Raw genomic sequence first — 23,400 nt, forward strand, 5'->3', positions numbered from 1 at the left:
TCTTATAGGAGGAACGATCATGGGAAAGAAAATTATGCTGGTGGATGATGCTGCGTTTATGCGGATGATGATTAAAGACACCCTGCAGAAGAACGGCTACACCGAGATTGTGGAGGCCGGCAATGGTGAGCAGGCGCTCGCAGCCTATGCGGCAGAAAAGCCGGATCTGGTTCTGATGGACATCACCATGCCGGTGATGGACGGCCTGGAGGCGCTCCGCCGACTGCGCGAGATGGACAGCAGCGCCAGAGTGGTTATGTGTTCGGCGATGGGGCAGGAGACCATGGTTGTCGACGCGCTCAAGCTTGGCGCAAAGGATTTTATTGTGAAGCCCTTTAAGCCGGACCGCATTATGAAGACCGTTAACAGCATTCTGGGCTGATGCGTATTCAAAGGGGGAGAGCGCATGGGTGACGATTTTTTCTCTTTGCTGTTCTCTCTGTTTGGCATAGCGATCATTCTGTTTGGCTGCTATGCGTTCAGCAGGTATGCCGCAAAGAAGATCAATACATTTTCCAATTCTCAGAATATTAAAATTCTGGAAAAGGTTCCTTTGTCGCAGGATAAGGGACTGGCTCTGGCGCAGATCTGCGGGAAGTATTACTTAATCGGCTTTTCGAGCCAGAGCGTAGAAATTTTGCAGGAGTTTTCGGCGGAGGAGCTGAAGCCGGAGCAGGAGAGCAGGCCGGCGGCCAGCTTTGTGAACCTGTTTCAGCAGGCCAGGAAAAACGGATGGAGCGTGAAATCGTTTGATGAGTTCAGGGGAATTGCCGAAGCCGGAAAAAGAAAAGGCCGGGGCCAAAACAGTGAAGATGAAAAGCCGTAAAAAAGTTCTGGTAACGGCGCTGCTCTCGCTTTTGCTGATGGCTTTCCTCCCGGTTCAGGCGTCCGCCGCCTCCACCGGAATCCAGATCAACGGCAACGGGGTGGATACGCTCGAGATGCTCCAGATGTTCCTGATTCTGGCGCTCGTGCCGTCCATTCTGATCATGACGACGTGCTTTACGCGGATCATCATCGTGCTGTCGTTTCTGCGCAACGCGCTGGGGCTACAGCAAACACCTCCGAATCAGGTGCTGATCGGGATGGCCCTGTTCCTCTCTTTGTTCATCATGACGCCGGTGCTTACGCAGATCAATGAGGACGCTTACCAGCCGTATAAAGAGGAGCAGATCACGCAGGAGCAGTTTGTTCAGAGGGCGGCTGTACCGATGAAGGAATTTATGCTCAAGCAGACCAAAAAGGACGATTTGAATCTGTTTTTGAACCTTTCCAAAACGGAGATCAAATCCGCGGAGGAAGCGCCCCTTACGGTGGTGATTCCCGCGTTTATGACCAGCGAGCTGCGCCGGGCCTTCCTGATCGGGTTTCTGATCTTCATCCCGTTCTTGATCATCGACATGGTGGTTTCCAGCACGCTGATGTCTATGGGGATGATCATGTTGCCGCCCGCCATTATTTCTCTGCCGTTCAAGCTGCTGCTGTTTGTGTTGGTAGACGGCTGGGGCCTGCTGTTCAAGACTCTGGTTTCCAGCTTTAACATGTAGCGTCGGCGCCACTCTATTCGGAAGGATTTTTAATTCATGACGACATCTGAGATTATCGGAGTATTTCAGGCGGCGATTCTCGTCACCATGAAGCTCGCGATGCCGATTCTGGTTTCCAGCGTGCTGATCGGCCTTGTGATAGCGGTGCTTCAGGCGGCGACACAGATTCACGAGCAGACGCTCTCGTTTGTTCCGAAGCTCTTGATCATCGCCGTGGTGCTGATTCTGCTGGGGCCGTGGATGATGGAGGTCATGAGCGATTTTGTCACTTACATTTTCAGCTTGATCGAAAATCTGAATTAGGGGCTGTTGGAAAAACGGGTCCGAAAAAGGAGCAGAAAGGGTTCGGAATGTTAGATCTTGTCACTCTCAATTACAACGTAACTCTTTTGCTTCTGATTTTTATGCGTATGACGGGCTGCGTGGTATTCAGCCCGATTTTCGGGCGAACCAGCATTCCGGTGGTCGTGCGTGTGGGCTTGACGCTCATGCTGTCGTTGTTTTCATACCAGCTGGTTCCGGTGCGCACAGTGGAGCTGCCGAGCTTTCTCATCTTTTTCGTCACCATGCTGCGTGAGCTGCTGCTGGGCTTTCTGATCGGCTTTGTCATTCAGCTGTTTTTGTCGGTGATTTTGATCAGCGGTGAAAATATGGATATGCAAATCGGCATTTCCATGTCGAAGATTTACGATCCGCAGAGCAACGTTTCCATGCCGATCTCCGGCTCCTTCATCAACGCGATGTTCTTTCTTCTCTTTTTTGCCACCGGCGCGCACCGCACGCTGATTCAGGTGTTTGTGCAGCTCTGCGTCATGGTTCCATACGGGGAGCTCGCCATTGGCCAGCAGGTTTTTTCCCATTTGGTGGAGCTGTTCCGGCTGGTCTTGATCTACGCGGTGAAAATGTCGCTGCCGGTCATGGCGTCGCAGCTGATTACGGAATTTGCGGTTGGTCTGGTCATGAAGGCCGTGCCCCGGCTGAACATTTTCATGATCAACATACAGGTTAAGGTGCTTTTGGGGTTTGGGATTCTCTTTCTGATGGCCGGGCCTTTGGCGTCCTTCCTTGAAAGGATGATCGACCTGATGTTTGATCAGATCGGCGGGGTTTACCGGATGCTGATGTAGCGCGGCGCCATTCCCGCCGGTTCTGAAAGCGGCGCAAAAGGGGGGATGACAATGCCGGACAGCAGTAAAACCGAAAAGGCTACCCCGAAAAAACGGGAGGACGAACGAAAAAAGGGCAATATTTTTCAAAGCACAGACATTGTCAGCGCTCTGAGCCTGCTGGTTATTTTTATGATTCTGCGCGCGACCCTGCCGCGCTCCTACGAATTTATGCAGGAGTTTCTGACCCGCTATTTTTCCTACACCTCTTCTATGGACACGATGACGCAGGCCACGGTGATCGATATTGCCAAGGACTGCACGGTTGCCATCTTTTCTCTGGCGGGGCCGATTATGCTCGCCTCTATAGCGGCGAGCATAATCGGTACCGGCGTGCAGACAAGGCTGAAATTCTCCAGAGAAAAGATCAAGTTCAAATTTTCCAATATCAGCCCGCTGCAGGGGCTCAAGCGTATTTTTTCCCTTCGCTCCGTGGTAGAGCTGTTCAAATCCATTCTGAAAATCGCGATCATGCTCTATTTGCTCTACACCTCGCTTTTGAGCATTTCACATGATTTTACAAAGCTGATGTTCGCGGATGTCTACCAGGGAGTTCTGTTCATCCTGCGCAACATCATGAGCATTGTCATAAAGCTCTGCGTCGCGTTTATCGCGATTTCCGCGCTGGATTACCTGTACCAGTGGTGGGAATACGAGCGGAATATCCGCATGTCCAAACAGGATTTAAAAGAAGAATACAAGCAGATGGAGGGCGACCCGTTCGTCAAGAGCCAGCAGCGCGAGCGCCGCAGAAAAATGTCGATGCAGCGCATGATGCAGCAGGTTCCCACGGCGGATGTTATTGTGAGAAATCCAACGCATTTTGCCGTTGCCCTCCGCTATGACATAGAGAAAGACGCCGCCCCGGTGGTGGTGGCAAAGGGGCAGGACTATTCGGCGCTGCGCATTATCGAGATCGCCGAAAAACACCATATCCCCATGACGGAAGACAAGCCACTGGCTCAGGCACTCTACCGAGAGGTAGAGGTGGATCGGCCCATCCCGGCAGAATATTATGTGGTTTTGGCAGAAATTATGGCTTGGGTGTATTCCATGAAAAGAGGTTCGGCAGATATTGAAGGTCTTAAATAACGTTATAACAGTTTTTGTTATCCTTATTATTGCTTTTATCATCATACCTCTTCCCCCCTTCTTTTTGGACATGATGTTCATTCTGAACATCACCTTGTCGATTCTGATTTTGCTGATGACCATGTACGTGAAAAATTCACTGCAATTTTCGGTTTTTCCGTCCATGCTGCTCATTACCACGCTGTTCCGGCTTTCGCTGAACATTTCGTCCACGCGTCTGATCCTGAAGGAATCCGGCCATGCCGGTCAGGTGATTTCCACGTTCGGTACCTTCGTTTTGGGCGGCAATATCGTGATTGGCTTTATTATCTTTCTGATCATCGTTCTGGTCAATTTCCTTGTCATCACGAAGGGCGCGGAGCGCGTTTCCGAGGTTTCGGCCCGTTTTAAACTGGACGCGATGCCCGGCAAGCAGATGGCAATCGACGCGGATTTGAGCTCCGGCCTGATTTCGGAGGAGGTTGCCCTGACCCGCCGCAACGACATTCAGCGCGAGGCGGAATTCTACGGCGCCATGGACGGTGCCACCAAGTTCGTTAAGGGCGACGCGATCGCGTCCATCATCATCACGCTCATCAACTTTCTGGGCGGCACCGTTATCGGCATGGTGCAGGGCGGGCAGGATTTCGGCACGGTGCTGACGACCTACACAATCGCCACCGTCGGCGAGGGCCTGGTCTCTCAGCTTCCCGCGCTTTTGATTTCCACCGCAACGGGAATGATCGTTACCCGTGCGGCGTCCGATTCCAGCCTGAGCGTGGATGTGGCCCGCCAGTTCTCGTCGCAGCCCCTGGTGCTGCTGATTGCCGGCGTCGCGATGTCCTTTCTCTGCCTGATTCCCGGAATGCCGTTGCCCCAGATTCTGATCGTCTCCGGTACGATGATTGTGCTTGGGATTGTGCTTCTCAGACACGCCCGGCGGGCAGAGCAGGAGCAGGAGCTGGCTGCGGCGGGTGCGGGGCCGGACGCGGCGATTGGCGCTGAAGTGGAGGATGAAACTGCTTATTACAAGAATATTGATAATATATATGGTCTTTTGCAGATCGACCTGATTGAGATGGAGTTCGGGTACAGCATTATCCCGCTGGTGGATGAAAACAGCGGCAGCAGCTTCATCGACCGTCTGGTCACGTTCCGCAAGCAGTTTGCCGTTGAGATGGGCATGGTGATTCCGGCGGTTCGTCTGCGGGATAACGGAATGCTCAACCCCAATCAGTATGTGATCAAGGTCAAGGGGGAGGTCGTCAGCGAGGGCGAGGTGCTCATCGACTATTACCTGGCGCTGGATCCCGGCAACCTGACCGGCACGATCGACGGCATCGAGACCATCGAGCCCGCCTACGGAATCCCCAGCAAGTGGATCACCCCCGAAAAGAAGGAGCTGGCGGAGATTTACGGCTACACGGTAATCGATCCCCTCTCCGTTGTCGTCACCCATCTGTCGGAAACAATCCGCAAGCACGCCTATGAGGTTCTCACCCGGCAGGATGCCATTCAGCTTCTGGAATCCGCGAAGAAGGCCGATCCCGCTTTGGTGGACGACGTGGTGCCGAATCTGGTGTCTTACAGCCGCCTGCAAAAGGTGCTGTGCGCTCTGCTCAAGGAGGGCGTGCCGATCCGCGATATGGAAACGATCCTCAGCACGCTTTCCGATTATGCTGCCACCGTGCGCGAGACGGAGGTTCTGACCGAATATGTGCGTCAGGCGCTAAAGAGAACCATCACCCGCAAATGGTCCGACGGCGGCCAGATCCGCGTCATTACGCTGGACAGCGAGGTCGAGCGTGTCATCGCGAATTCCATCAACCGCAACGATCAGGGCTCGTACCTCTCAATGGATCCCCAGACAACGCAGACGATCATTACAAAGCTGCTTGACAGCATCAAGAAGGTGAAGGCTGTCATCAATGTGCCGATCATTCTGACCTCGCCCGTGGTACGCATTTATTTCAGCAAGCTGCTCGAGCAGTTTTATCCCGGCGCGGTGGTGCTCTCTTTCAGCGAACTGAATTCCGACGTGCAGATACAGGCCGTGGCGAATATTACTCTGGAGCAGTGAGCCGGTGTTTGTCAGGTGAGAAAGCCCCAACCAAGGAGGTGAAACAGCTGGATGGAACGAGTGGTCACGAAGCAGAAAACGACGGAAGACCTGTGGGAGGAATACCTTCAGAACAAAGAGGAAGACATTCGCAACACGCTTGTCATCCGTTACGGGTATATCGTCAAATGCATTGCCCTGAAAACAGTGGGGGCCTACCAGCATTTCACTTATATGGATGATCTGGTTAATGAAGGGCTGATTGCCCTGCTGGATGCGGTGGAAAAATTCGACCCGGAAAAAAAGGTCAAATTCGAGACCTACGCCTCCATCAAGGTGCGCGGCGCGATGATTGACTACATACGCAAGCAGGATTGCTTTCCGCGGCGCCTGAAGCGGATCGCCAAAAACATCAGCGATGCGGAAAACACGCTCAGCTACGAGCTGGGCCGTTACCCTACGGAAAGCGAGATGGCGGAGCATCTGAATGTTTCCGTTGAGGAATACCAGAAAATGCAGGCGGAAACCTGTGCGCTCTCCATGCTTTCTTTTGAAGAGATGATCTACGAAAAAGGCGTGGAGGATGTGCGGTTCAGCGTATCCAATGATTCTATTCAGGGGCCGGAGCAGGTTGTGGCCGAAAAGGAGCTGCAGGTTGTTCTGGCGGAATACATCGAGAAGCTGAATGAAAAAGAAAAAATGGTCATTTCTCTTTATTATAAGGAACAGATGAAGATCAAAGAAATCTCGGCGGTCATGGGAATCAGCGACTCCCGCGTATCGCAGATTCACTCAAACGGGTTAAAAAAGCTCAAGCGGTTTTTAACGGAATACAATTCGTAAAGGAGACGATTCCTATGGTCAGAGGGTTTTACACACTGGGCTCCGGCATGCTGACCCAGTCCAGAAAGCTGACGGCGGTCAGCAATAATATTGCCAATGTGGAAACAAACGGATATAAACGAAACGTGGTTACTTCCTCCACCTTCGGCAACCTGATGATTCACCGCCTGAACAAACAGAGCGATGCGCCGATTGGTGAGATGAGCATGATGACAGCGGCGGACAGAACAAACGTGATCCATTCCGAGGGAAGCCTGAAGGAAACCGGCCGCACGCTGGATTTTGCAATTGAGGGTGAGGGCTTTTTCGCGGTTCAGAAAAACAACGGATTGGTATATACCCGCAACGGCAGCTTTAATCTGGATGATGAGGGCTACCTCATCAGCAAAGACCTTGGCGGCCGCGTCATGGGCGCAAACGGCCCCATCCGCGTGGGGACAGACCAGTTTGAAGCGGACGCGCAGGGGAATATCCGTGTCGGCGGCACACAGGTTGGGGCTTTGGCTGTTTATCAGTTTGCGGATTACAATGATCTGAAGTCCGCCGGGCAGGAATCCTTTACCGCGGCGGGGGGCGCACAGCAGATGCGGTTCCCTCAGCTCAAATGGAAGTATGTGGAAGGCTCGAACGTAGACGCCGCCCAGGAAATGACCGACGCCATTGCAATGCAGAGAGGGCTTCAAACCTGCACGCAGGCGCTGAAAATGTACGATCAGATTTTATCCCGCGCCGTAACGGAGATCGGCAAGCTGTAAAGAGCGGCTGCGCCGAAAGCGCCGCTTTTGGCGCCAAAGGAATAAAAGGGCTTATTCAGAACAGGGGAGGGTTATTATGATCAATTCTTTTTATACGGCGGCCACCGGTACCATTCAGACGCAGAAGGGAATGGATGTAACGGCCAACAATATCGCGAATGTTTCCACCACCGGCTTTCAGGCGCAGAAGGGCGGCTTTGCCGATCTGGTGTATACCAATATCCACGCGGCGGAGGGAACGGATTCCGACCTCGTTGCCGGCCACGGGACAAAGCTTGCAAAAACAGATACCCTCTTTGCCGCCAGTGCGCTGAACAATACCTCACGCTTGCTCGACTATGCCCTGCCGCAGGCGTATCAGTTTTTCGCCATTCGCTCCGGGGATACGGTAAAGTACACACGCAACGGCAATTTTCATCTTTCCATGCAGGGGAACGCCAATTACCTGGTATCTTCTGACGGCGGCTATGTGCTGGGGGCAAACGGCCAGCCGATTCAGGTGGCGGATGAGAGCAAAGCGGCCCCGGTGGGGGTGTTTACCTTCTCCAATTGCGACGGCCTGCAAAGGGAGGGCGGTACTTATTTTGTAGAGACGGCGGCTTCTGGTCGGGCTCAAACGGTAAGGGACGCGGAGGTGCGGCAGGGCTACCTGGAAAATTCCTCCGTGAGCCTGCCGGATGAAATGGCCGCGATACTGGAAACGCAGCGCGCTTTCCAGCTTAACTCCAAAATGGTGCAGATTTCAGATGAAATTATGCAGACTGTCAATGGTCTGAGGTGATTTTATAGTCAATTCACTTAAAAAGCGGTTTTTCAGCACGACGGCAGTTTTTTTCCAGCACCGAGGACAGGGGAAGAAATCAATCGCTTTTTCAAGTGATATTACTATATACTGTCAGAAAAGGGTGATGATTGTGTTTCCCAAGAGTTTGGCAAAGTTTTGGAACAAGAAAGAGAAGACGGATCAGGATGCGGTTCGATCCACAGAGGGCATGAATGAACAGCCGGAGGACCCCGACGGAGCCATACCGGCTCCCGAACCGGAACATGCTGCGGAATCGGAACAGGCGGCAGAACAGGAGCAGACCTCTGAACCGAAGGAGATGAGCGCGCGGGATCACATCCGGGAGCTGGAGCAGCTCCTCGGCATGGAGACGGAAAAACAGGAAAAGCAGGTTCCGGAGCAACAAGCAGAGGAAGGAGCTCCGGCGGCGGGCGACCAGACCACGGAGGAGTCTTCCGAACCGCCGATCCTCGATTTGAAGGTTTCTTCCAACGGCATGCGCGCTGTTTTAGAGGTGACACTTCATTCTCTGAACCAGAAGGTAACCCCCGAAGAGATTCTGGCTTTTTTGGAGAAGAACAAGATTTGCTACGGGATTCTGGAGGAGGAGATCCGCGAGTATTGCAGGCAGGCCAATTTTTCGCAGTCTCTGGTGTGCGCGGTCGGTAAGCAGGTGCTGGACGAGAACGACGGCCGCATCGAATACCATTTTGAAACCGATAAGGTGCTTCGTCCCATCCAGCGCAAAGACGGTTCCCTGGATTACCGGGAGCTTGGGCTGGTCAAAAACATTTCAAAGGGCGATTCTCTTTGCGCGCTGATCATGCCGAAGCCGGGAAGTGACGGCATGGATGTGTACGGCAAGGTTGTGCCCTACCGCAAAGGAACGGTTCCCGCTCTGCCCGTGGGCGTGAATACGCAGCTTTCTGAGGATGGCCAAACACTGATTTCTACGGTGGACGGCACAATTGAAATTCTGCCGAACGCGATCAATGTCAATGAAATCTTCATTGTCAAAGGGGATGTCGGCAGGGATTCCGGTAACGTTTCCGCCAAGTGTTCCGTTTTGATTCAGGGCGACGTAAAGAGCGGCTTTTCCGTCAGCGCGGGCGGCGATATCACAGTTCGAGGAATTGTGGAGCACGCAAACCTCGAGGCTGGCGGCAACATCGTGATTTCTCAGGGAATGAACGGCGGGGGAAGAGGCAGGCTGAAGGCCGGCGGCAATATCTCCGGCAAATTTTTTGAGAATGCAATTCTGGATGCACAGCATGAAATCTATGCCAGCATTATCATGAGCAGCAGTGTTCGCGCCGGCGGATCACTGATTCTGAACAAGGATATCGCAACGCTGGCCGGCGGCGAGTGCACGGTGGGCTGCGGCGTTTATGCAAAAAATATTGGGAACCCGTCCGGCAGCGTCACCAAGGTAAGAATCGAATCCCGGGAACTGAACTCCCTTTTGACGGAGACCTCAAAAAAGCTGAAGAACCCAGAGGTTCTGCTCCATGAGCTGGACAATGCCCGCCGGGAAATGCGGGAGTTTGAAGACCAGTTCGAGCGGCTGCATCAGCAGTTTCTTCAGCAGCACCCGGAAGACGACGGCTCACAATTCGAGCAGGTGAACAAGGCGGCCGAAAAGAAGCGGATTCAGTTCTCTAAAAAGATCGAAGAGCTGGAAGAACAGCATCAGCTTTCAGAAGCTTCTCTGAATTCGTTTCTGAGCTTTTCCATCATCGCCAAGGGCATGGCGTACCCGGGGACGAAGATAGAAATTGCCGGCTATACCTACAACGTGGTCAAAGAAACAAGCTGCGCAAAATTTTATCTTTCATATGGCAAAATTGAGTGGCGGCCTGCAACACCGGCCGATACGCCGGATACTGTTAAGCATTAAACCCATGAAAAACAGATACAGATTCCGCTTCCAGGGCGGCACAGTGTTCCTGAGGCGGCGAAAGGAGTTGGAATTTTATGTTGAGCATTGACGAACTAAATGAAATACATCTGGACGTACTAAGAGAAATCGGAAATATCGGCGCTGGAAATGCAGCAACATCGCTCTCTCAAATGCTGAACGCCGAAGTCAACATGTCTGTGCCGAAGGTGCGGATTCTGGATATCAGCGACGCGGCCACCGCGCTCGGCGGCCCGGAAAACCCCGTGATTGGGATTCTGACTAAGATCTCGGGGGAAATCGACGGTCTGATGATGTTTATCGTCGGGCAGTCCTTTGCGGGGGCTGTGCTGGAAAGCCTGCTCGGCGAAAAGCAAGTCAGCTATGCCGCTTTAACAGAGATGCAGCTTTCCGCCATTTCCGAGATCGGCAACATCATGATTTCCGCCTATCTCGGCTCCATCAGCACCTTGTCTCAAATGTCCATCAAATCCTCTGTTCCGGCTATCGCGGTAGATATGGTCGGCGCCCTGCTGAGTGTTCCTGCTATTGAGATGCGCACTGTTTCAGATAAAATCATCTTCATTCAGGAGGATTTTCTCAGCTCTGCGGATGATATTACATCCAATATGATGCTGATTCCGAGCATGGAATCGCTGGATAGATTAATGCAGAAATTAGGGATCCAATTATGAGCAATATGATAACCATCGGCATTTCTGATATGAAAGTGGTGAAGGGCAGTGAGCAGCTTGTCACATATGCGTTAGGTTCCTGCGTAGGCATTTGCCTGTATGATCCTCTGCGCAAAGTTGGCGGTCTGGGCCATATCATGCTGCCCAAATTCCCTGTGGGGAACCCGAAAGAAAACAAATATCGGTTTGCCGATACCTGTATTACTGAAATGCTTCGGGAAATGGAACGGCTGGGCGCCTGTCGCGCCCAGCTCACGGCCAAGATTGCCGGAGGCGCCAAGATGTTCGAGGTTTCGGGAGACTCGGCCTTCGGCAATATCGGCCAGCGGAACGTAATGGCTGTTCGCGCCATGCTGGCCTATGCGAAAATTCCCATCAAAGCGCAGGATACCGGCCTAAACTACGGCAGAACCTTATATTTTACAACGGACGACGGCGTGATGACGATCAAATCCTTTGCCAATGGAGTGAAGGTGTACTAACCCCGGCGAAAAAAGCTTTCTATAAAATCCTGCAGCCTGGATTTTAAAGAAAGCTCTTTTCCTTTTGGAGGCATTTTGATATGCCTTGATTCCATTTTAGGCCGAATCAGCTTTAAAATCAGGTCCGGAAGCACGCATGCATTCGTGCAAAATTGCGCCCCGCAAAAAGATGGCATAGAATTGCAGAGTCGGGTTTTAGAGCTTCCGGCTTACGGAGAGAGTGAAGCTGTCGGAAAATGAGGGAAGTGCTGACACGATGCCGCCGCTCCCCGTGCGGTGCCGGCATGGCTGCTGTCAATTGAGCCGGCCTTTCCTGCACTTTTGGCACAAGAAGAAATCATTTTCTTTTTCGGAGCGAAAGCGGGGAGTAGAGGGTGCGGTTGAAATAGAGACAACAAAAAAGAGGAAACGGAAGATCCGTTTCCTCAGTCTGTCTCTTTTCAGATCAGTCGCTGCTGAAGGGCAGCAAAGCGATATGACGGGAGCGTTTGATCGCAACAGTCAGTTCACGCTGATGATGTGCGCAGGTGCCGGTGACTCTGCGGGGCAGAATCTTCGCGCGCTCTGAAATAAAGCGGCGCAGCTTTGCAACATCCTTATAATCGATCGAATCGATTCTTTCCACGCAAAAACTGCAAACCTTTTTGCGTCCTTTACGTCCGCCGCGACGATTGTCGCGCTCGGGCCGATCGTTTCTATCAGCCATGCCAAAAGCCTCCTTTTCTCAATTCAAAAATAAAGTAAATACGTGAGAAAATCAGAACGGCAGATCGTCATCTGTCGGGATCTCCTCAAAATCACCTGTGTTTCCGCTGGTGTAGGCGGGGGCAGAGGGCATCGGCGCATCGGTACGGCTGTAAGAACCAGAGCCATATCCGGAGCCGGCAGTTCCGCCATCGCGCTTGGATTCCGCAAAATGCACGTTATCCGCCACGATTTCAAAAGCCTTGCGCTTGTTTCCGTCCTTGTCCTGATAGCTGCGGGTTTGAATCGAGCCCTGAACTGCAATTAACTGTCCTTTGCGGAAGTACTTGCATACAAACTCCGCGGTAGAACGCCATGCGACGATATCGATAAAATCCGCCTGACGCTCCGCGCCGGACTTCACATAAGATCGATCCACCGCAATCGTGAAGCTGGTGACGGCAATGTCACTGGTAGTGTGACGAAGCTCAGGGTCAGCAACCAGCCTGCCCATTAATACAGCCACGTTGAGCATTTCGATCACTCTCTTTCAGCAGTTTCCGTTTTCGGGACTTCAACAGCCTTTTTCGGCTTCTCTTTCTTTACTTCTTTTTTGACAATGAGAGAACGAAGAACTCCGTCGGTAATCTTGTAGATACGATCCAGCTCCGCAATGAACTCGGGAGCGCTGGTGAAGCTGATCAGGGTGTAGTAGCCCTCGGTCTGCTTCTCAATGGGATACGCAAAACGGCGTTTGCCCCACTCGTCCACAGCGTCGATCACAGCGTTCTTTTCGATCAGCGTCTTAAACTTCTGAACATTTGTCTGAACTGCCTCTTCACCCTGTGTTGTAGACAGAATGAATACGGTTTCGTAAGAATTTTTTACATCTGGCATTTTGATTGCACCTCCTTCTGGACTTTGGCCCCAGCAGGACGCTGGAGCAAGGAATATGAAAAGCACCGCCCGGTTGGGGCAGGCTTAACAGACTAATTATATCAGCGTGACCAGGGTGAGTCAAGCTATTTTTTTACTTCACAGGAATTTACTGGAAAATGTCTCTCTTCTCAGTAGAAAAACCGAGAAAATCAAACGCCGATTCCCGGGCGATGAGGCATAACCCACTCTTTATAGGGTACCCGCAATATCTTTGATATACTTGCGAAAGCCTTCTCCAACCTCCGGATGCTCCAGCGCCACCTCCACCGTAGCCTGCAGGATGCCGAGCTTATTGCCCATATCGTAGCGCTTGCCGGTGAACTCCACCGCGGTCATTCCCACGGTTTGCGCCAGTACGCGCATTGCGTCGGTCAGCTGAATCTCTCCGCCGCTTCCGGGCGGGGTGCGGTCGAGAATGTCGAAAATCTCCGGCGGCAGCACGCAGCGCCCCAGAATGGAATAGTACGAGAACACCTTGTCGGGAGAGGGCTTTTCGACCATGTCGGTGCAGCGGAACAGGCGGTCGCGAATCGGCTCCACCTTCAGCGAGCTGTACCGGCCGATCACCTCGGGAGATACCTGGTTTACCCCCAGAACACCCTTGCCGAATTCCTCATAAGCGCGAATTAGCTGGCCGCAGGCCGGGTCTTTTCCAATGATTACGTCATCGCCGTACAGTACGGCAAACGGTTCGTCGCCGATAAAGGAACGCGCGCAGTTTACCGCGTGGCCAAGGCCGCGGGTTTCCTTCTGGCGAACAAAATAAATATTGGCCAAGCGGGAGATTTCCACAATACTGTTGAGGGCGGCTTTCTTCTCGTCGCCGCCCTTTGCCAGGTGGGCTTCCAGCTCCGGGGCGCGGTCAAAATGGTCTTCAATCAGACCTTTGCCGCGATTGGTAATGATTAAAATATCGGTAATGCCGGAATGAACGGCTTCTTCCACAATATACTGAATCGCGGGCTTATCCACGATGGGAAGCATTTCTTTCGGCATGGATTTTGAGACAGGGAGAACACGTGTGCCAAGCCCCGCGGCGGGGATAACAGCCTTTGTTATTTTCAAAGAATTCCCTCCTACTGGTTAGAAAGATACTTTTATAAAAAGAAATTTGGCAGATAAACAATAATAGAATAGCAGATGAGAAGGCATAGAGCCAAAGAAACATTTACGCCGCCATTTTCCTGCAGCGCTTTGTCGTACTCGGCCGCGATGGGGTTTTCTTTTTTCAGCCTGCGGATGCTCTCCACACAGTGCCGGTAATACAGACGGTTGCCGGCGAAACCGCAGTACATCATAATTCCCGCCTGAATCAAAAGCGTAAGCAGCGGGGTGAACAGCAGAAAAATGCTGCCTGGGTCCAGCAGGTACACAAGCTCGGTGACCTTCATCAGCTCTTCATAGGAAGGGTATACGCTGGTGCTCACTCCCGCCTGCTCGTACAGCTTTATCAGCAGGGGAGAGGAATAGTTCAGAGACACAAACGTGTTGATGACGAACAGAACCGCCATCCACGCGGTGATAATCGTGCCGATCCGGTACATTTTTCGGTACAGCATCCATCCGCCTGAGAACAAAAAGGCCGAAAAACTGAAATGCCCGCGGTTTGTCCTCTTTTTATGGAAGAAAACCGAAAGGAAATAAGAGGAATTGTTCTGAACAAATTTCGCGATTTCCCCGGCAGTGATATCGTCCTCAATCGGTTCGTCGGCCCGGATGGTAATGGGCGAAAAGGGGTTCGGCGCACTCTGGTACGGCGAATCGCCCTGCGCAGAGTCGAAAGGCGCATTGGGCGGGATGGGGCTGCCCGGATTCTGATACCCCGAATTCTGGTACGGATTCCGGTAGCCGGGCGGGTCGTTCCGGAAAGGCGCCTGGCCCTGATGAGATGGCGGAGCCGCGTCCGGCCGGTTCAGTGAAGAGCCGCACCGGCTGCAGAACAGCGCGTCCGAGGGATTATTTCTGCCGCAAACCGGGCATACAATTTCTGAATCCTTTTTCGGGGCGGCAGAATCCTCCGCGGGAGGAGTCCAGTATGTTCCGGTGCCGTGCGTATCTGAAAACAGGCATTTGCCCTCTTTTTCATAACAGTGCCGATGGTAAGGCGCCCCGCAATCCGGGCAGACAACAATGTCGTCGTCCGCCTGAAAGGGAATGCCGCAGACCGGGCATTTGATGCCAGTATACTTCATGCTTGAAAGCCTCCTGTAATAGATCGCCGGTGATCTCCTCCCCGGCGACGAGGATCTTTATATCCTGAATACAATTATTGTACCTAATTCTGCCGAAAACTGCAATCATTTCTTGCATAAGTTTTCAGTACGTTCACAGACTGACCAGGGGTGAAAAGATGGTTTTTCTTTACATTTGACCAAAAATATCTTATAATATTTTATTATTGTGCAGAAACATAACTTTGATATGTGAGCAAGCCAATAACAAAAAGGATTTGATTGATGAAGACAGCAATTTTCTTTTCCGCCGCAGGCGGAAAAGAAAAGGAACGGTCTATTTAAAAGTTGAATTATGATTAGAGGATGGTACGGATGCTGCAATTTGAGGAATTAAGGCTGGCGCTGGAAAAGCTCAGGCCGGACATTAACGACCTGGCGGATGCGCTTGGGCTGCAGGGCATGAAGGAAGAGATTTCGCAGCTGGACGAGCGGGCCGCGATGCCCGGTTTTTGGGACGACATGGAGCGTTCCCAGAAAATCCTTCAGCGTTCCAGCATGCTGAAGAATAAAATCGCGAATTATGAAAAGCTGTGTGCTTCTCTGGAGGATGCGCTGGCTCTGGTGGAGCTGGCGGATGAAGCCGAGGATCTCTCTTTGCTGCCGGAGGCACAGCAGGAATACCAGAAAATACAGGCGGAGCTGGAAGCGATTCGCCTGACGACCCTGCTCAAGGGCGAATACGACGCCAAGAATGCGATTCTCACCTTTCACGCGGGCGCGGGCGGAACAGAGGCGCAGGACTGGGCCTCGATGCTGTACCGCATGTACTGCCGCTGGGCGGAGCGCCACGGCTTTCAGGTTAAAACACTGGATTATCTGGATGGAGAAGAAGCCGGCCTGAAGAGCGCCTCTATTTTGATTGAGGGCATAAACGCATACGGCTTTCTGAAAAGTGAGGCGGGCGTTCACCGTTTGGTGCGCGTGTCTCCCTTCGACGCGTCCGGCCGCCGCCACACGTCTTTTGCTTCACTTGAGGTGATGCCGGAAATCGACAGCGACACCTCTGTGGAGATCAGCCCGGACGATATTGAAATGCAGGTATACCGCGCGAGCGGCGCGGGCGGACAGAAGGTTAACAAAACCTCCTCGGCCGTGCGCCTGACGCATAAGCCCACCGGCATCGTTGTTTCCTGCCAGGTGGAGCGCAGCCAATACCAGAACCGCGACGTCGCGATGAAAATGCTGATTTCAAAGCTCGTTGAGATCAAAGAGCGCGAGCATTTGGAAAAGATTGAGGATATTAAGGGCGATCAGAAGGAAATTGCCTGGGGCAGCCAGATCCGCTCTTATGTTTTCATGCCCTACACGCTGGCCAAGGATCACCGCACCGGCTTTGAAATGGGCAATATCTCCGCCGTGATGGACGGCGATCTGGATGGATTTATCAACGCATATCTCAAGGCGCAGAATCTTGGCACATTGGGAGAAAACATCGAGTAAACAGGGGGCCGTGTCTTGTCTTTTGTGAAATCTAAGATGAATTCCCTGAAGAAGAACCAGTTTTTAAAAAACGTAGCGGTTCTCACCGGCGGCACAGCCGTGGCGCAGGTATTGCTGCCTTTTGCATTTATGCCGATTTTGGGGCGGCTTTACGGGCCGGAGCTTCAGGGTATTTATGGTATCTATGTGTACATCACCAGTATTACGCAGCAAATCGCCTGCTTCCGTTATGATTACGCCATTGTCGTGGCGGACAGTGATGAGGAGGCAGGCGGTGCCTTTGTACTCAGTGCTTTGCTGGCAACAATGTTTTCGGTGTTGTTAGGGTTGATCATGTGGCCGTTTATTCCGCAGATCGGCGCGCGTTTTCACCTGACGGGTGGTGCGGAAAACACCTTGTGGATGGTTCCGCTTACAACCTTAATTTGTGGACTAACCACTGCGCTGAACTATTTTAATGTAAGGCACGAAAAGTATAAAGTCATTACGACTGCCAATATCATTCGTGTTTCCGTGATGATCGCGACCCAGTTGATCTTGGCCTTTCTTGGCGCCGGGTATTGGGGCATGATCATCGGGCAGTTTTTATCTTATTTCTTCGGAAACTTCCGCATGGTGATGACCCTCAAGGGGCGGATTCACCGCAGGATGTTCCGCCTGCCTTTTCTAAAGAAGGTTGCGCGCAAAAATGTGGCTTACCCCAAATACATGCTGCCCAGCGCTATGGCCAACAGCTTTGCCATGAATATGACCGGTCTGTTTGTCCAGATGCAGTTCGGCGGTGTGATGAACGGTTATTACAGCCAGATTAACCGTCTGCTGGGTCAGCCGCTCCAGTTGGTTTCCAGCGCGGTGTCGCAGGTGTTTCTGCGCGGCGCCTCGGTGGACAAGCACAACGGGGAAAAACTGAGCAAGACCTTTTCTACGGTGGCCAAATGGTTGACCATTTTGTCCGTGATTCCCTTCGGCATCCTTTTACTGTGGGGGGACCCCCTCATTCCCTTGTTCCTCGGTTCGGAGTGGAAACCGATTCCGCAATACCTGAAATACCTGATCCCGCTGTTCATGGTGCGGTTTGTGGTTACGCCTTTGACCAACAGCGCGATTGCACTCGGGCGGCAGAAGGCTACGATGGTCTGGCAGTTTTTCCTGCTGGCTACCGTAACCATTCCGTCGCTGCTTACCTTTGTGATCCCCATGACGTTTGAACAGTATCTGCTGGCCGCATCCTTGCCGATGGCAGGCGCTTATCTGGTTTTCTACCGTTTCTGCCAGACGATCGTCAGAAACGCAAAATAAGTGAAAAATGGAGAGGTAACTGAAATGCAACAAAAACAGAGTAAGCTGCGTTTGAAAGAGCGCTTCAAACAGATGACAGGCTACATGAAAAGCAACAAGCCCTTCTCCTACACACTGGCCTTGCTGCTGGTTTCCCTGTTTTTTCTGGGAGTCAACACGTATCAGAATGTCTACAGCGTTCTGATGAATGACGACGTGATCAATGAGGACGCCGTTAAGATTGAATTCCACGATAAAAGCCTGGAACGCGAGGTACGCAATCTGCTCGAGCGCCCAAAGGACGACATTTACGATGTGGATGTGGAGAAGATCAGCATTCTGACGATTCAAAATGTGCCGGTGAAGGATATAGAGGATCTGAAATACTTTAAGGGCCTCTCCAAGCTGACGATTTCTTCCGCAAAGATCACCGACGTCAGCCCTTTAAAAGATATTCCCTATCTGAAGGAGCTCGACCTCTCCAATAATCAGATTGCAGACGTTACCCCCCTGGGGAACATCAAAACCTTGCAGCGCCTGACACTGGCGGGCAACTATATTCGCAATATGTCTCCGCTGTACTCGCTGAAAAACCTGACGGAGCTGAATTTGTCCGGCAACTCGATCATCGGCGTTACAGCGGACATTACAAAGCTGACGAATCTGAAAAGCCTGAACCTGTCGCGCAACCGCATTACCGACAACAGCGTATTTTCGGGGATGCCGCAGCTGAATATTCTGAACCTTACCTCCAACCGCATCATGGTGGCAAAGCCCCTTGTCGGTATGGATCAACTGTACGAGTATTCTCTGGAAAGCAACTCTTTGACCACAATCGGCGATCTGGGCGATCTGCCCGTGCTGGAGAAGCTCAGCGTGGCCTCCAACTGCTTAACGGATATCAGCTTTGCCTCGAAATACCCTTGGCTGCTGGAGCTGACAATCAGCCTGAACAATATTTCTTCTCTGGAGCCGCTGAAGAACAATACCGAGCTTCAGGTGCTGAAAATGCAGTACACCGACATCAAGGATGTTTCCGTTCTGGAAAAGCTGCCGCAATTCAACTCCATTTTTCTGGATCCCGAATTCGACCGTTCCAAAATTCGCTTCTTACAGGGCCGTTTCCGCAATGGCGACCTGCTGACAAAACAGTATTTGCTGAACGAAAAATATGGCTTTGAGGAGACCGACGAATGATCTGGAAAGAGCTTATCGTTGTCCTTGGCCTTTTGATTTCGCTGATCTTGTTTAAAAAGGCATCGGCAACGCTGAATATTGGAAAAATCAATCTGCTTTCTTATACGATGTACCTGTTTTTGCTGCAGACGTATATCGGTGCCGCCATGGTGTATCTGGGGGACCACAATCACTACACAATGAAGTACATTACGGTCGACAGCAGCTTTGACCTGATGTTCTACAGCGTTCTGCTTTCCGCAATTTTGTTCCCGCTGACCATCATCGTGCTGTACCAGTGCTTTCATATCGATATCAAGCAGCGCTACAAGAGCTACTTGAAAAAGTCGGTTGAGGTAAAGCATGAGCGGCTGGCCTTTTACGTCATTTCGGGCGTCGGATTTCTCTGCTGCGTGCTGCTTCTGATCTATATCATCAAGATCGGCTATTTCCCCCTGCTGCGGCTGGTGCGCACCCCGGCCGGCTTTGAGTTCGGCGTGGAGCGCCAGCGGATTTCGCAGATTGTGATCGTCAACAGCTACGTCAAAAACCTTTTGCTGGGGCTGTTTCTGCCGCTGCTGTCGTATATCGCGTTTGCCTATGCGGTGGCGCTCAAAAAATTCTGGTGGTGGGCTCTTACCGCTGTGCTGGTGGGCTCGGCAATCGTTTCCGCTACCATCAATTTTGAAAAATCCCCGGTGCTGTTCTACCTGTTTGTGCTGCTCCTGATTCTCATGTACGAGCGCGGGGGCATCTCCCGCAGGGTAGTGTTCGGCTTTGGCGCCGCCATGGCTCTGTTTATCGTATTCATTTACGGGCGCATGGGGTACAGCTTTACCTCTGGCGACAGCAACTTTTATAACGGCCCGATCGGCCGCACGCTGTTTACCCAGGTGGGCACGCTGACGATGCATTTTGACCTGTTCCCGACGATCTTCCCGTTTCTGCATGGCCGCAGCCTGTCGCCGACGGCGATGCATCTTCTGGGCATCGATGGCAGCCATGTCCGTTCCGCCAAGCTGGTGATGGATTTTTACGGCTCCGAGAAGGTGTACGACGGAACCGGCGGCGTGATGAACGCGTTCTATATCGGCGAGGCCTACGCGAATTTCGGTTTTTGGGGAATGGTTCTCTCCATCGTGTATATGGGCGTTGTGTTGGGCGTATTGTTCTACGCGTTCACCCGTTTGCGCAAAACCCCGTTTCAGCTGGCGATGACCGCAATGCTCACCAGCCGCCTGGCGCTGGCCACACAGGGTGGGTTTGTGGACTTCATTTACAATTTTCAAACCTATCTTCTGCTGTTCTTTTTGGTGGCAGGGCATTTCGCCCCCCGGATTTGGGAACGCCTGTCGCCCCGTGCGCCGGCGGGCCTGATCAAGCTGCTGGATCGTCTTGAGGGAAAAGAAAAGAAGGCGGCGGGAAAATCATGACGATTTTATACCTCACTTATATCGATTTTGGGGATTTTCAGTCCGGCTCGTCCGTGCGCCCGCAGATGATGTATGAGGCGTTTCTGTCTCTCGGCTGCGAGGTCAAGCTCTTGCAGGCGCAGCAGAACCGCCGCGAGCAGCGCCGCCATGCGGTGGAGGAGATCAACCGCTGGCTCGATACAAACCGGCCCGACTTTTGTTATGTCGAGAGTCCCTCCGGCCCGATTTTCCATAGCTTTGACCGAAAGCTCCTCCGCCGGGTACACAAAATGGGAATTCCGGTGGGGTATTTTTACCGGGACGCCGCTTTCCGTTTTGACGAGGTGTTTATTTCCGGCAGAAAGAGCCTCAAGCAGCACGTGATTGCGTGGATGTCGGAGCGCGACGTGCGGTTTCTCAAAAAGAATACGGATTTGGTTTACCTGCCGACGGAGAGCATGGCGCAGTATTTTGATTTTCCGCATGTAGCATTTCTGCCGCCGGCCTGTATGGGCAGCCGCGGCGATAAGCTGGGGAAGCTTCCCGGCAAGCGCAGCATTTATGTGGGCGGAGTCTCAAAGCGCTACGGTACGGACACCTTGCTGAAAGCCTTTGACCTGCTCAATGGGGATGGGGACGAGTTCCCGCTCACGCTGGTCTGCCGTCCGCAGGGAGTCGCCTATATTGACGAGAAGGTTCGGAACAAGCCCTGGCTCAGGCTGGTGCATGCTTCCGGCGCGAAAGAGCTGGCCCCGCTGTATGCGCAGGCGGATTTGGCCTTGTATCCCATTGAAAAGAATGCATATAATGATTTTGCGTTCTCCGTCAAGCTGATGGAATACCTGGAATACGGCCTGCCGATGGTGGCGGTAAACTGTACGGAAACCGAAAAGTTTATCCAGAAATATTCGCTGGGACTCGTGTGCGAAAACGACCCCGCGGATTTTGCAGAGAAAGTATCCGAGCTGCTCAGAGATACCGAGCTGTACGCCCGCTGTGCGAAAAACGCCGCACAGGCGGTGCAGGGAAACCTCTGGACAGACCGGGCAAAAACCGTCCTTGCAGATTTGGGCGGCAGTCAGGGGGAGAAGCAGGCATGAAAATAGCGTTTGTGTCGGCGGCCAGCTCCAGCCATACGGTCAAGTGGGTGAACGCCCTGTGTAAAAGAGGGCATAAGGTACGGCTGTATTCGCTGCCGGAGCATGAAAACCGCCAGAAAAACCTGAATCCCGAGGTAGAAGTGGTATATCTCGGCAAGAGCGGCTTTGCCGGGTATTTTCTGAACGGCGGCGAGCTTCGCCGTGATCTGACGGACTTTGCGCCGGATGTCATCAATGCCCACTATGCCAGCGGCTACGGCACGCTGGTTCGCATGGCGCGTTCGCACCCGCTGGTGCTGTCTGTGTGGGGCAGCGACGTGTATGAATTTCCGCTGAAAAGCCCGGTGCATAAGCTTTTGGTAGCCGGCAACCTCAAGGCCGCGGATGTCGTGGCTTCTACCAGCGAGGTGATGGCCGGTCAGGTACGCCGCGTCTTTGGAGAGCGGCGCAAAATCTGGATCACCCCCTTCGGCGTGGACTGTTCGCAGTTTTCTCCGCAGCCGCAGGAGCATGACGGCTTTTGCGTCGGCGCGGTGAAAGCACTGGAGGATGTTTACGGCATGGACGACCTGATCCGCGCGTTTGCGCTGTTTGTGCAGAAAGCGCCGCCGGGCTCGTATTCCCTGAAGATTTACGGGAAAGGCAGCCGGCAGGAGTCGCTGCAGCAGCTGATCGATTCACTTGGACTTTCTGAGTGCGCGAGCCTGTGCGGGGTGATTCCCAATCCGCAGGTGCCGAAGGTGCTGAGCTGCATGGACGCGGTTTGTCTGCCGAGTCGTTCCGAGAGCTTCGGCGTTTCGGCTGTGGAGGCGATGGCCTGCGGGGTTCCCGTGGTGGCCAGCAATGTGGACGGCTTTTTAGAGACTGTGGAGGACGGCGTTACCGGCTTTCTGGCCCCCTGCGGGGATGTGGAAGCACTGGCGGAGCATCTGCTCCGGCTTTGCCGAGATCCCTCTCTGCGCAGCCGGATGGGCGCGGCGGGCCGCGAGCGGGTGCTTCGTCTGTTCGACTTTAAAAAGAATGTGGAGCAGATGGAGCAGGTTTACGAAGCCGCGATTGCAGAACATAAAAAAGGTTCGTAAGGCTGTAAATGCCTTTCTGAAAAGCAATGACTGTTAAAAACCGCGTCTCCGCGAAATGGTGAACCATTTCGCGGAGACGCGGTTTTCAGAGTTGCTCCAATTTCTCTGCCCTTTCCGTGATCTCTCTGGCCAATTACGAGTGCAAGATGAGAATGGGAGAGCTTCAATGCAATGCTGTTCTGGAGCTTCTCAAGGCACCGGCTATGCCTTTCGTCGGCTGAAAAAGCGCTTCACGGAAAGGTAAAGCGCTTTTATCTCATTCTCTGTGGCTTTGGAATTTACCTGAAAGCTCTGCCTGCTGCAGGATGTGCCCTTCCATTTTGTGGAGGAGGTCTTGTTTTGTGCCGTTTGCGGCTAAATCAATTCGGCAGTCCAAAATAAAAACGGTAAAGACATAGGTGTGAATCGATTTTAGGGGGGGCTTCGGTCCCTTGTACCGATTCCTACCATAAGCGGACCCCCTGTGTGGCGCCGCCCAGGCAGTCAACTGCTTCGCCGTGCGGGATTCCTTCCGGAATCGTGGCCTGCACCGGCAGATTCCAGATTACCCAATGGTTATAGTTCGGGAAAAAAGGATGAGATGCATCATCAAGAGTAATTGCAATGGATTTCGCGTTCGGGGCAATGCCCTCTATTGTAAAATCCGGTGAAACATCTTCTCCGCGGCCTGTGTAGCGGGCGGGAATCCAGCCGCCTTCTTCAAATGCGCCGCTTTTAATTTTGAGTATTTCCATGCTGCAATCCTCCATGATATCA

26 protein-coding genes are annotated in these 23,400 nt (G+C 52.7%); 19 read left to right on the forward strand and 7 right to left on the reverse strand.

Going from position 1 to position 23,400, the window contains the following annotated elements:
* The first annotated feature begins 19 nt into the window (after positions 1 to 19).
* The 13 genes from G340_RS0108770 (at position 20) to G340_RS0108830 (ending at position 11,299) form a co-directional block, all read left to right on the forward strand.
* Positions 20 to 382: a response regulator gene (locus G340_RS0108770; protein WP_020073278.1), complete on the forward strand. Its 363-nt coding sequence runs from the start codon at positions 20 to 22 to the stop codon at positions 380 to 382.
* 24 nt (positions 383 to 406) lie between these two features.
* Positions 407 to 826, forward strand: coding sequence for a FliO/MopB family protein (locus tag G340_RS0108775; RefSeq protein ID WP_020073279.1), 420 nt, complete (start codon positions 407 to 409; stop codon positions 824 to 826).
* Positions 813 to 1,547 carry a flagellar type III secretion system pore protein FliP gene (gene fliP / locus G340_RS0108780; protein ID WP_020073280.1) on the forward strand — a complete coding sequence of 245 codons (735 nt, stop codon included), beginning with the start codon at positions 813 to 815 and terminating at the stop codon, positions 1,545 to 1,547. Before G340_RS0108775 ends, fliP begins: the two co-directional genes overlap by 14 nt.
* Positions 1,548 to 1,583: 36 nt before the next feature.
* Positions 1,584 to 1,850, forward strand: coding sequence for a flagellar biosynthesis protein FliQ (gene fliQ / locus G340_RS0108785; protein ID WP_020073281.1), 267 nt, complete (start codon positions 1,584 to 1,586; stop codon positions 1,848 to 1,850).
* 47 nt (positions 1,851 to 1,897) lie between these two features.
* Positions 1,898 to 2,674: a flagellar biosynthetic protein FliR gene (locus G340_RS0108790; RefSeq protein ID WP_020073282.1), complete on the forward strand. Its 777-nt coding sequence runs from the start codon at positions 1,898 to 1,900 to the stop codon at positions 2,672 to 2,674.
* A 51-nt stretch (positions 2,675 to 2,725) separates the two neighbouring features.
* Positions 2,726 to 3,805, forward strand: a complete 1,080-nt coding sequence (flhB, locus tag G340_RS0108795; protein WP_020073283.1) for a flagellar biosynthesis protein FlhB — start codon at positions 2,726 to 2,728, stop codon at positions 3,803 to 3,805.
* Positions 3,789 to 5,864, forward strand: a complete 2,076-nt coding sequence (flhA, locus tag G340_RS0108800) for a flagellar biosynthesis protein FlhA (RefSeq protein WP_020073284.1) — start codon at positions 3,789 to 3,791, stop codon at positions 5,862 to 5,864. Before flhB ends, flhA begins: the two co-directional genes overlap by 17 nt.
* A 51-nt stretch (positions 5,865 to 5,915) precedes the next feature.
* Positions 5,916 to 6,686, forward strand: coding sequence for a sigma-70 family RNA polymerase sigma factor (locus G340_RS0108805; RefSeq protein ID WP_020073285.1), 771 nt, complete (start codon positions 5,916 to 5,918; stop codon positions 6,684 to 6,686).
* 14 nt (positions 6,687 to 6,700) lie between these two features.
* Entirely contained in the window at positions 6,701 to 7,441 is a 741-nt protein-coding gene (locus G340_RS0108810) for a flagellar hook-basal body protein (protein ID WP_020073286.1), read from the forward strand.
* A gap of 76 nt (positions 7,442 to 7,517) precedes the next feature.
* Positions 7,518 to 8,222: a flagellar hook-basal body protein gene (locus G340_RS0108815; RefSeq protein WP_020073287.1), complete on the forward strand. Its 705-nt coding sequence runs from the start codon at positions 7,518 to 7,520 to the stop codon at positions 8,220 to 8,222.
* Positions 8,223 to 8,370: 148 nt separating this feature from the next.
* A complete protein-coding gene (locus G340_RS0108820) occupies positions 8,371 to 10,122 on the forward strand; it encodes a FapA family protein (RefSeq protein WP_326522361.1) in 1,752 nt (583 codons plus the stop codon).
* A gap of 77 nt (positions 10,123 to 10,199) precedes the next feature.
* Positions 10,200 to 10,817, forward strand: a complete 618-nt coding sequence (locus G340_RS0108825; protein ID WP_020073289.1) for a chemotaxis protein CheC — start codon at positions 10,200 to 10,202, stop codon at positions 10,815 to 10,817.
* Positions 10,814 to 11,299: a chemotaxis protein CheD gene (locus tag G340_RS0108830; RefSeq protein ID WP_020073290.1), complete on the forward strand. Its 486-nt coding sequence runs from the start codon at positions 10,814 to 10,816 to the stop codon at positions 11,297 to 11,299. Before G340_RS0108825 ends, G340_RS0108830 begins: the two co-directional genes overlap by 4 nt.
* A gap of 445 nt (positions 11,300 to 11,744) precedes the next feature.
* On the opposite strand, the gene rpsR is transcribed toward G340_RS0108830, so the two are convergent.
* The 5 genes from rpsR to G340_RS0108860 form a co-directional block, all read right to left on the reverse strand.
* Positions 11,745 to 12,005 (reverse strand): 30S ribosomal protein S18, encoded by a 261-nt coding sequence (gene rpsR / locus G340_RS0108840; RefSeq protein WP_020073292.1) that lies wholly within the window; start codon positions 12,003 to 12,005, stop codon positions 11,745 to 11,747.
* 51 nt (positions 12,006 to 12,056) lie between these two features.
* Positions 12,057 to 12,518 carry a single-stranded DNA-binding protein gene (locus tag G340_RS0108845; RefSeq protein WP_020073293.1) on the reverse strand — a complete coding sequence of 154 codons (462 nt, stop codon included), beginning with the start codon at positions 12,516 to 12,518 and terminating at the stop codon, positions 12,057 to 12,059.
* 5 nt (positions 12,519 to 12,523) lie between these two features.
* On the reverse strand, positions 12,524 to 12,880 hold the full coding sequence (gene rpsF, locus G340_RS0108850) for a 30S ribosomal protein S6 (RefSeq protein WP_020073294.1): 357 nt from the start codon (positions 12,878 to 12,880) through the stop codon (positions 12,524 to 12,526).
* Between the two features lie 231 nt (positions 12,881 to 13,111).
* Positions 13,112 to 13,987 (reverse strand): UTP--glucose-1-phosphate uridylyltransferase, encoded by an 876-nt coding sequence (locus tag G340_RS0108855; protein ID WP_020073295.1) that lies wholly within the window; start codon positions 13,985 to 13,987, stop codon positions 13,112 to 13,114.
* A 32-nt stretch (positions 13,988 to 14,019) separates the two neighbouring features.
* Positions 14,020 to 15,114: an RING finger protein gene (locus tag G340_RS0108860; RefSeq protein WP_020073296.1), complete on the reverse strand. Its 1,095-nt coding sequence runs from the start codon at positions 15,112 to 15,114 to the stop codon at positions 14,020 to 14,022.
* A 354-nt stretch (positions 15,115 to 15,468) separates the two neighbouring features.
* Here G340_RS0108860 and prfB point away from each other — a divergent pair, with 354 nt between their 5' ends.
* From prfB to G340_RS0108890, 6 genes are read left to right on the forward strand one after another with little or no spacing between them, the layout of a single operon-like run.
* Entirely contained in the window at positions 15,469 to 16,596 is a 1,128-nt protein-coding gene (prfB, locus tag G340_RS0108865) for a peptide chain release factor 2 (RefSeq protein ID WP_020073297.1), read from the forward strand.
* 24 nt (positions 16,597 to 16,620) lie between these two features.
* Positions 16,621 to 17,895 (forward strand): lipopolysaccharide biosynthesis protein, encoded by a 1,275-nt coding sequence (locus tag G340_RS0108870; protein WP_326522372.1) that lies wholly within the window; start codon positions 16,621 to 16,623, stop codon positions 17,893 to 17,895.
* 24 nt (positions 17,896 to 17,919) lie between these two features.
* A complete protein-coding gene (locus G340_RS0108875) occupies positions 17,920 to 19,071 on the forward strand; it encodes a leucine-rich repeat domain-containing protein (protein WP_020073299.1) in 1,152 nt (383 codons plus the stop codon).
* Positions 19,068 to 20,483, forward strand: coding sequence for an oligosaccharide repeat unit polymerase (locus G340_RS0108880; RefSeq protein ID WP_020073300.1), 1,416 nt, complete (start codon positions 19,068 to 19,070; stop codon positions 20,481 to 20,483). The genes G340_RS0108875 and G340_RS0108880 overlap by 4 nt, the downstream gene beginning before the upstream one ends.
* Positions 20,480 to 21,562, forward strand: a complete 1,083-nt coding sequence (locus G340_RS0108885; RefSeq protein ID WP_020073301.1) for a glycosyltransferase — start codon at positions 20,480 to 20,482, stop codon at positions 21,560 to 21,562. The genes G340_RS0108880 and G340_RS0108885 overlap by 4 nt, the downstream gene beginning before the upstream one ends.
* Positions 21,559 to 22,644 (forward strand): glycosyltransferase, encoded by a 1,086-nt coding sequence (locus G340_RS0108890; protein ID WP_020073302.1) that lies wholly within the window; start codon positions 21,559 to 21,561, stop codon positions 22,642 to 22,644. The genes G340_RS0108885 and G340_RS0108890 overlap by 4 nt, the downstream gene beginning before the upstream one ends.
* Before the next feature lie 256 nt (positions 22,645 to 22,900).
* On the opposite strand, the gene G340_RS18470 is transcribed toward G340_RS0108890, so the two are convergent.
* Complete coding sequence (locus G340_RS18470) at positions 22,901 to 23,131, reverse strand: hypothetical protein (protein WP_326522362.1); 231 nt, start codon at positions 23,129 to 23,131, stop codon at positions 22,901 to 22,903.
* Complete coding sequence (locus G340_RS18475) at positions 23,088 to 23,378, reverse strand: YbhB/YbcL family Raf kinase inhibitor-like protein (RefSeq protein WP_020073303.1); 291 nt, start codon at positions 23,376 to 23,378, stop codon at positions 23,088 to 23,090. The genes G340_RS18470 and G340_RS18475 overlap by 44 nt, the downstream gene beginning before the upstream one ends.
* Positions 23,379 to 23,400 lie beyond the last annotated feature (22 nt).

The organism is Faecalispora sporosphaeroides DSM 1294 (genome assembly GCA_000383295.1).
GTDB classification, from domain to species: Bacteria; Bacillota; Clostridia; order Oscillospirales; family Acutalibacteraceae; genus Faecalispora; species Faecalispora sporosphaeroides.

What these genes read in the sequence shown, in the direction of transcription:
- G340_RS0108770 (WP_020073278.1), top strand. Translation starts at nt 20, where the DNA reads ATGGGAAAGAAAATTATGCTGGTGGATGATGCTGCGTTTATGCGGATG.
- G340_RS0108775 (WP_020073279.1), top strand. Translation starts at nt 407, where the DNA reads ATGGGTGACGATTTTTTCTCTTTGCTGTTCTCTCTGTTTGGCATAGCG.
- fliP (WP_020073280.1), top strand. Translation starts at nt 813, where the DNA reads ATGAAAAGCCGTAAAAAAGTTCTGGTAACGGCGCTGCTCTCGCTTTTG.
- fliQ (WP_020073281.1), top strand. Translation starts at nt 1,584, where the DNA reads ATGACGACATCTGAGATTATCGGAGTATTTCAGGCGGCGATTCTCGTC.
- G340_RS0108790 (WP_020073282.1), top strand. Translation starts at nt 1,898, where the DNA reads ATGTTAGATCTTGTCACTCTCAATTACAACGTAACTCTTTTGCTTCTG.
- flhB (WP_020073283.1), top strand. Translation starts at nt 2,726, where the DNA reads ATGCCGGACAGCAGTAAAACCGAAAAGGCTACCCCGAAAAAACGGGAG.
- G340_RS0108805 (WP_020073285.1), top strand. Translation starts at nt 5,916, where the DNA reads ATGGAACGAGTGGTCACGAAGCAGAAAACGACGGAAGACCTGTGGGAG.
- G340_RS0108810 (WP_020073286.1), top strand. Translation starts at nt 6,701, where the DNA reads ATGGTCAGAGGGTTTTACACACTGGGCTCCGGCATGCTGACCCAGTCC.
- G340_RS0108815 (WP_020073287.1), top strand. Translation starts at nt 7,518, where the DNA reads ATGATCAATTCTTTTTATACGGCGGCCACCGGTACCATTCAGACGCAG.
- G340_RS0108825 (WP_020073289.1), top strand. Translation starts at nt 10,200, where the DNA reads ATGTTGAGCATTGACGAACTAAATGAAATACATCTGGACGTACTAAGA.
- G340_RS0108830 (WP_020073290.1), top strand. Translation starts at nt 10,814, where the DNA reads ATGAGCAATATGATAACCATCGGCATTTCTGATATGAAAGTGGTGAAG.
- rpsR (WP_020073292.1), bottom strand. Translation starts at nt 12,005, where the DNA reads ATGGCTGATAGAAACGATCGGCCCGAGCGCGACAATCGTCGCGGCGGA.
- G340_RS0108845 (WP_020073293.1), bottom strand. Translation starts at nt 12,518, where the DNA reads ATGCTCAACGTGGCTGTATTAATGGGCAGGCTGGTTGCTGACCCTGAG.
- rpsF (WP_020073294.1), bottom strand. Translation starts at nt 12,880, where the DNA reads ATGCCAGATGTAAAAAATTCTTACGAAACCGTATTCATTCTGTCTACA.
- G340_RS0108860 (WP_020073296.1), bottom strand. Translation starts at nt 15,114, where the DNA reads ATGAAGTATACTGGCATCAAATGCCCGGTCTGCGGCATTCCCTTTCAG.
- prfB (WP_020073297.1), top strand. Translation starts at nt 15,469, where the DNA reads ATGCTGCAATTTGAGGAATTAAGGCTGGCGCTGGAAAAGCTCAGGCCG.
- G340_RS0108875 (WP_020073299.1), top strand. Translation starts at nt 17,920, where the DNA reads ATGCAACAAAAACAGAGTAAGCTGCGTTTGAAAGAGCGCTTCAAACAG.
- G340_RS0108880 (WP_020073300.1), top strand. Translation starts at nt 19,068, where the DNA reads ATGATCTGGAAAGAGCTTATCGTTGTCCTTGGCCTTTTGATTTCGCTG.
- G340_RS0108885 (WP_020073301.1), top strand. Translation starts at nt 20,480, where the DNA reads ATGACGATTTTATACCTCACTTATATCGATTTTGGGGATTTTCAGTCC.
- G340_RS0108890 (WP_020073302.1), top strand. Translation starts at nt 21,559, where the DNA reads ATGAAAATAGCGTTTGTGTCGGCGGCCAGCTCCAGCCATACGGTCAAG.
- G340_RS18475 (WP_020073303.1), bottom strand. Translation starts at nt 23,378, where the DNA reads ATGGAAATACTCAAAATTAAAAGCGGCGCATTTGAAGAAGGCGGCTGG.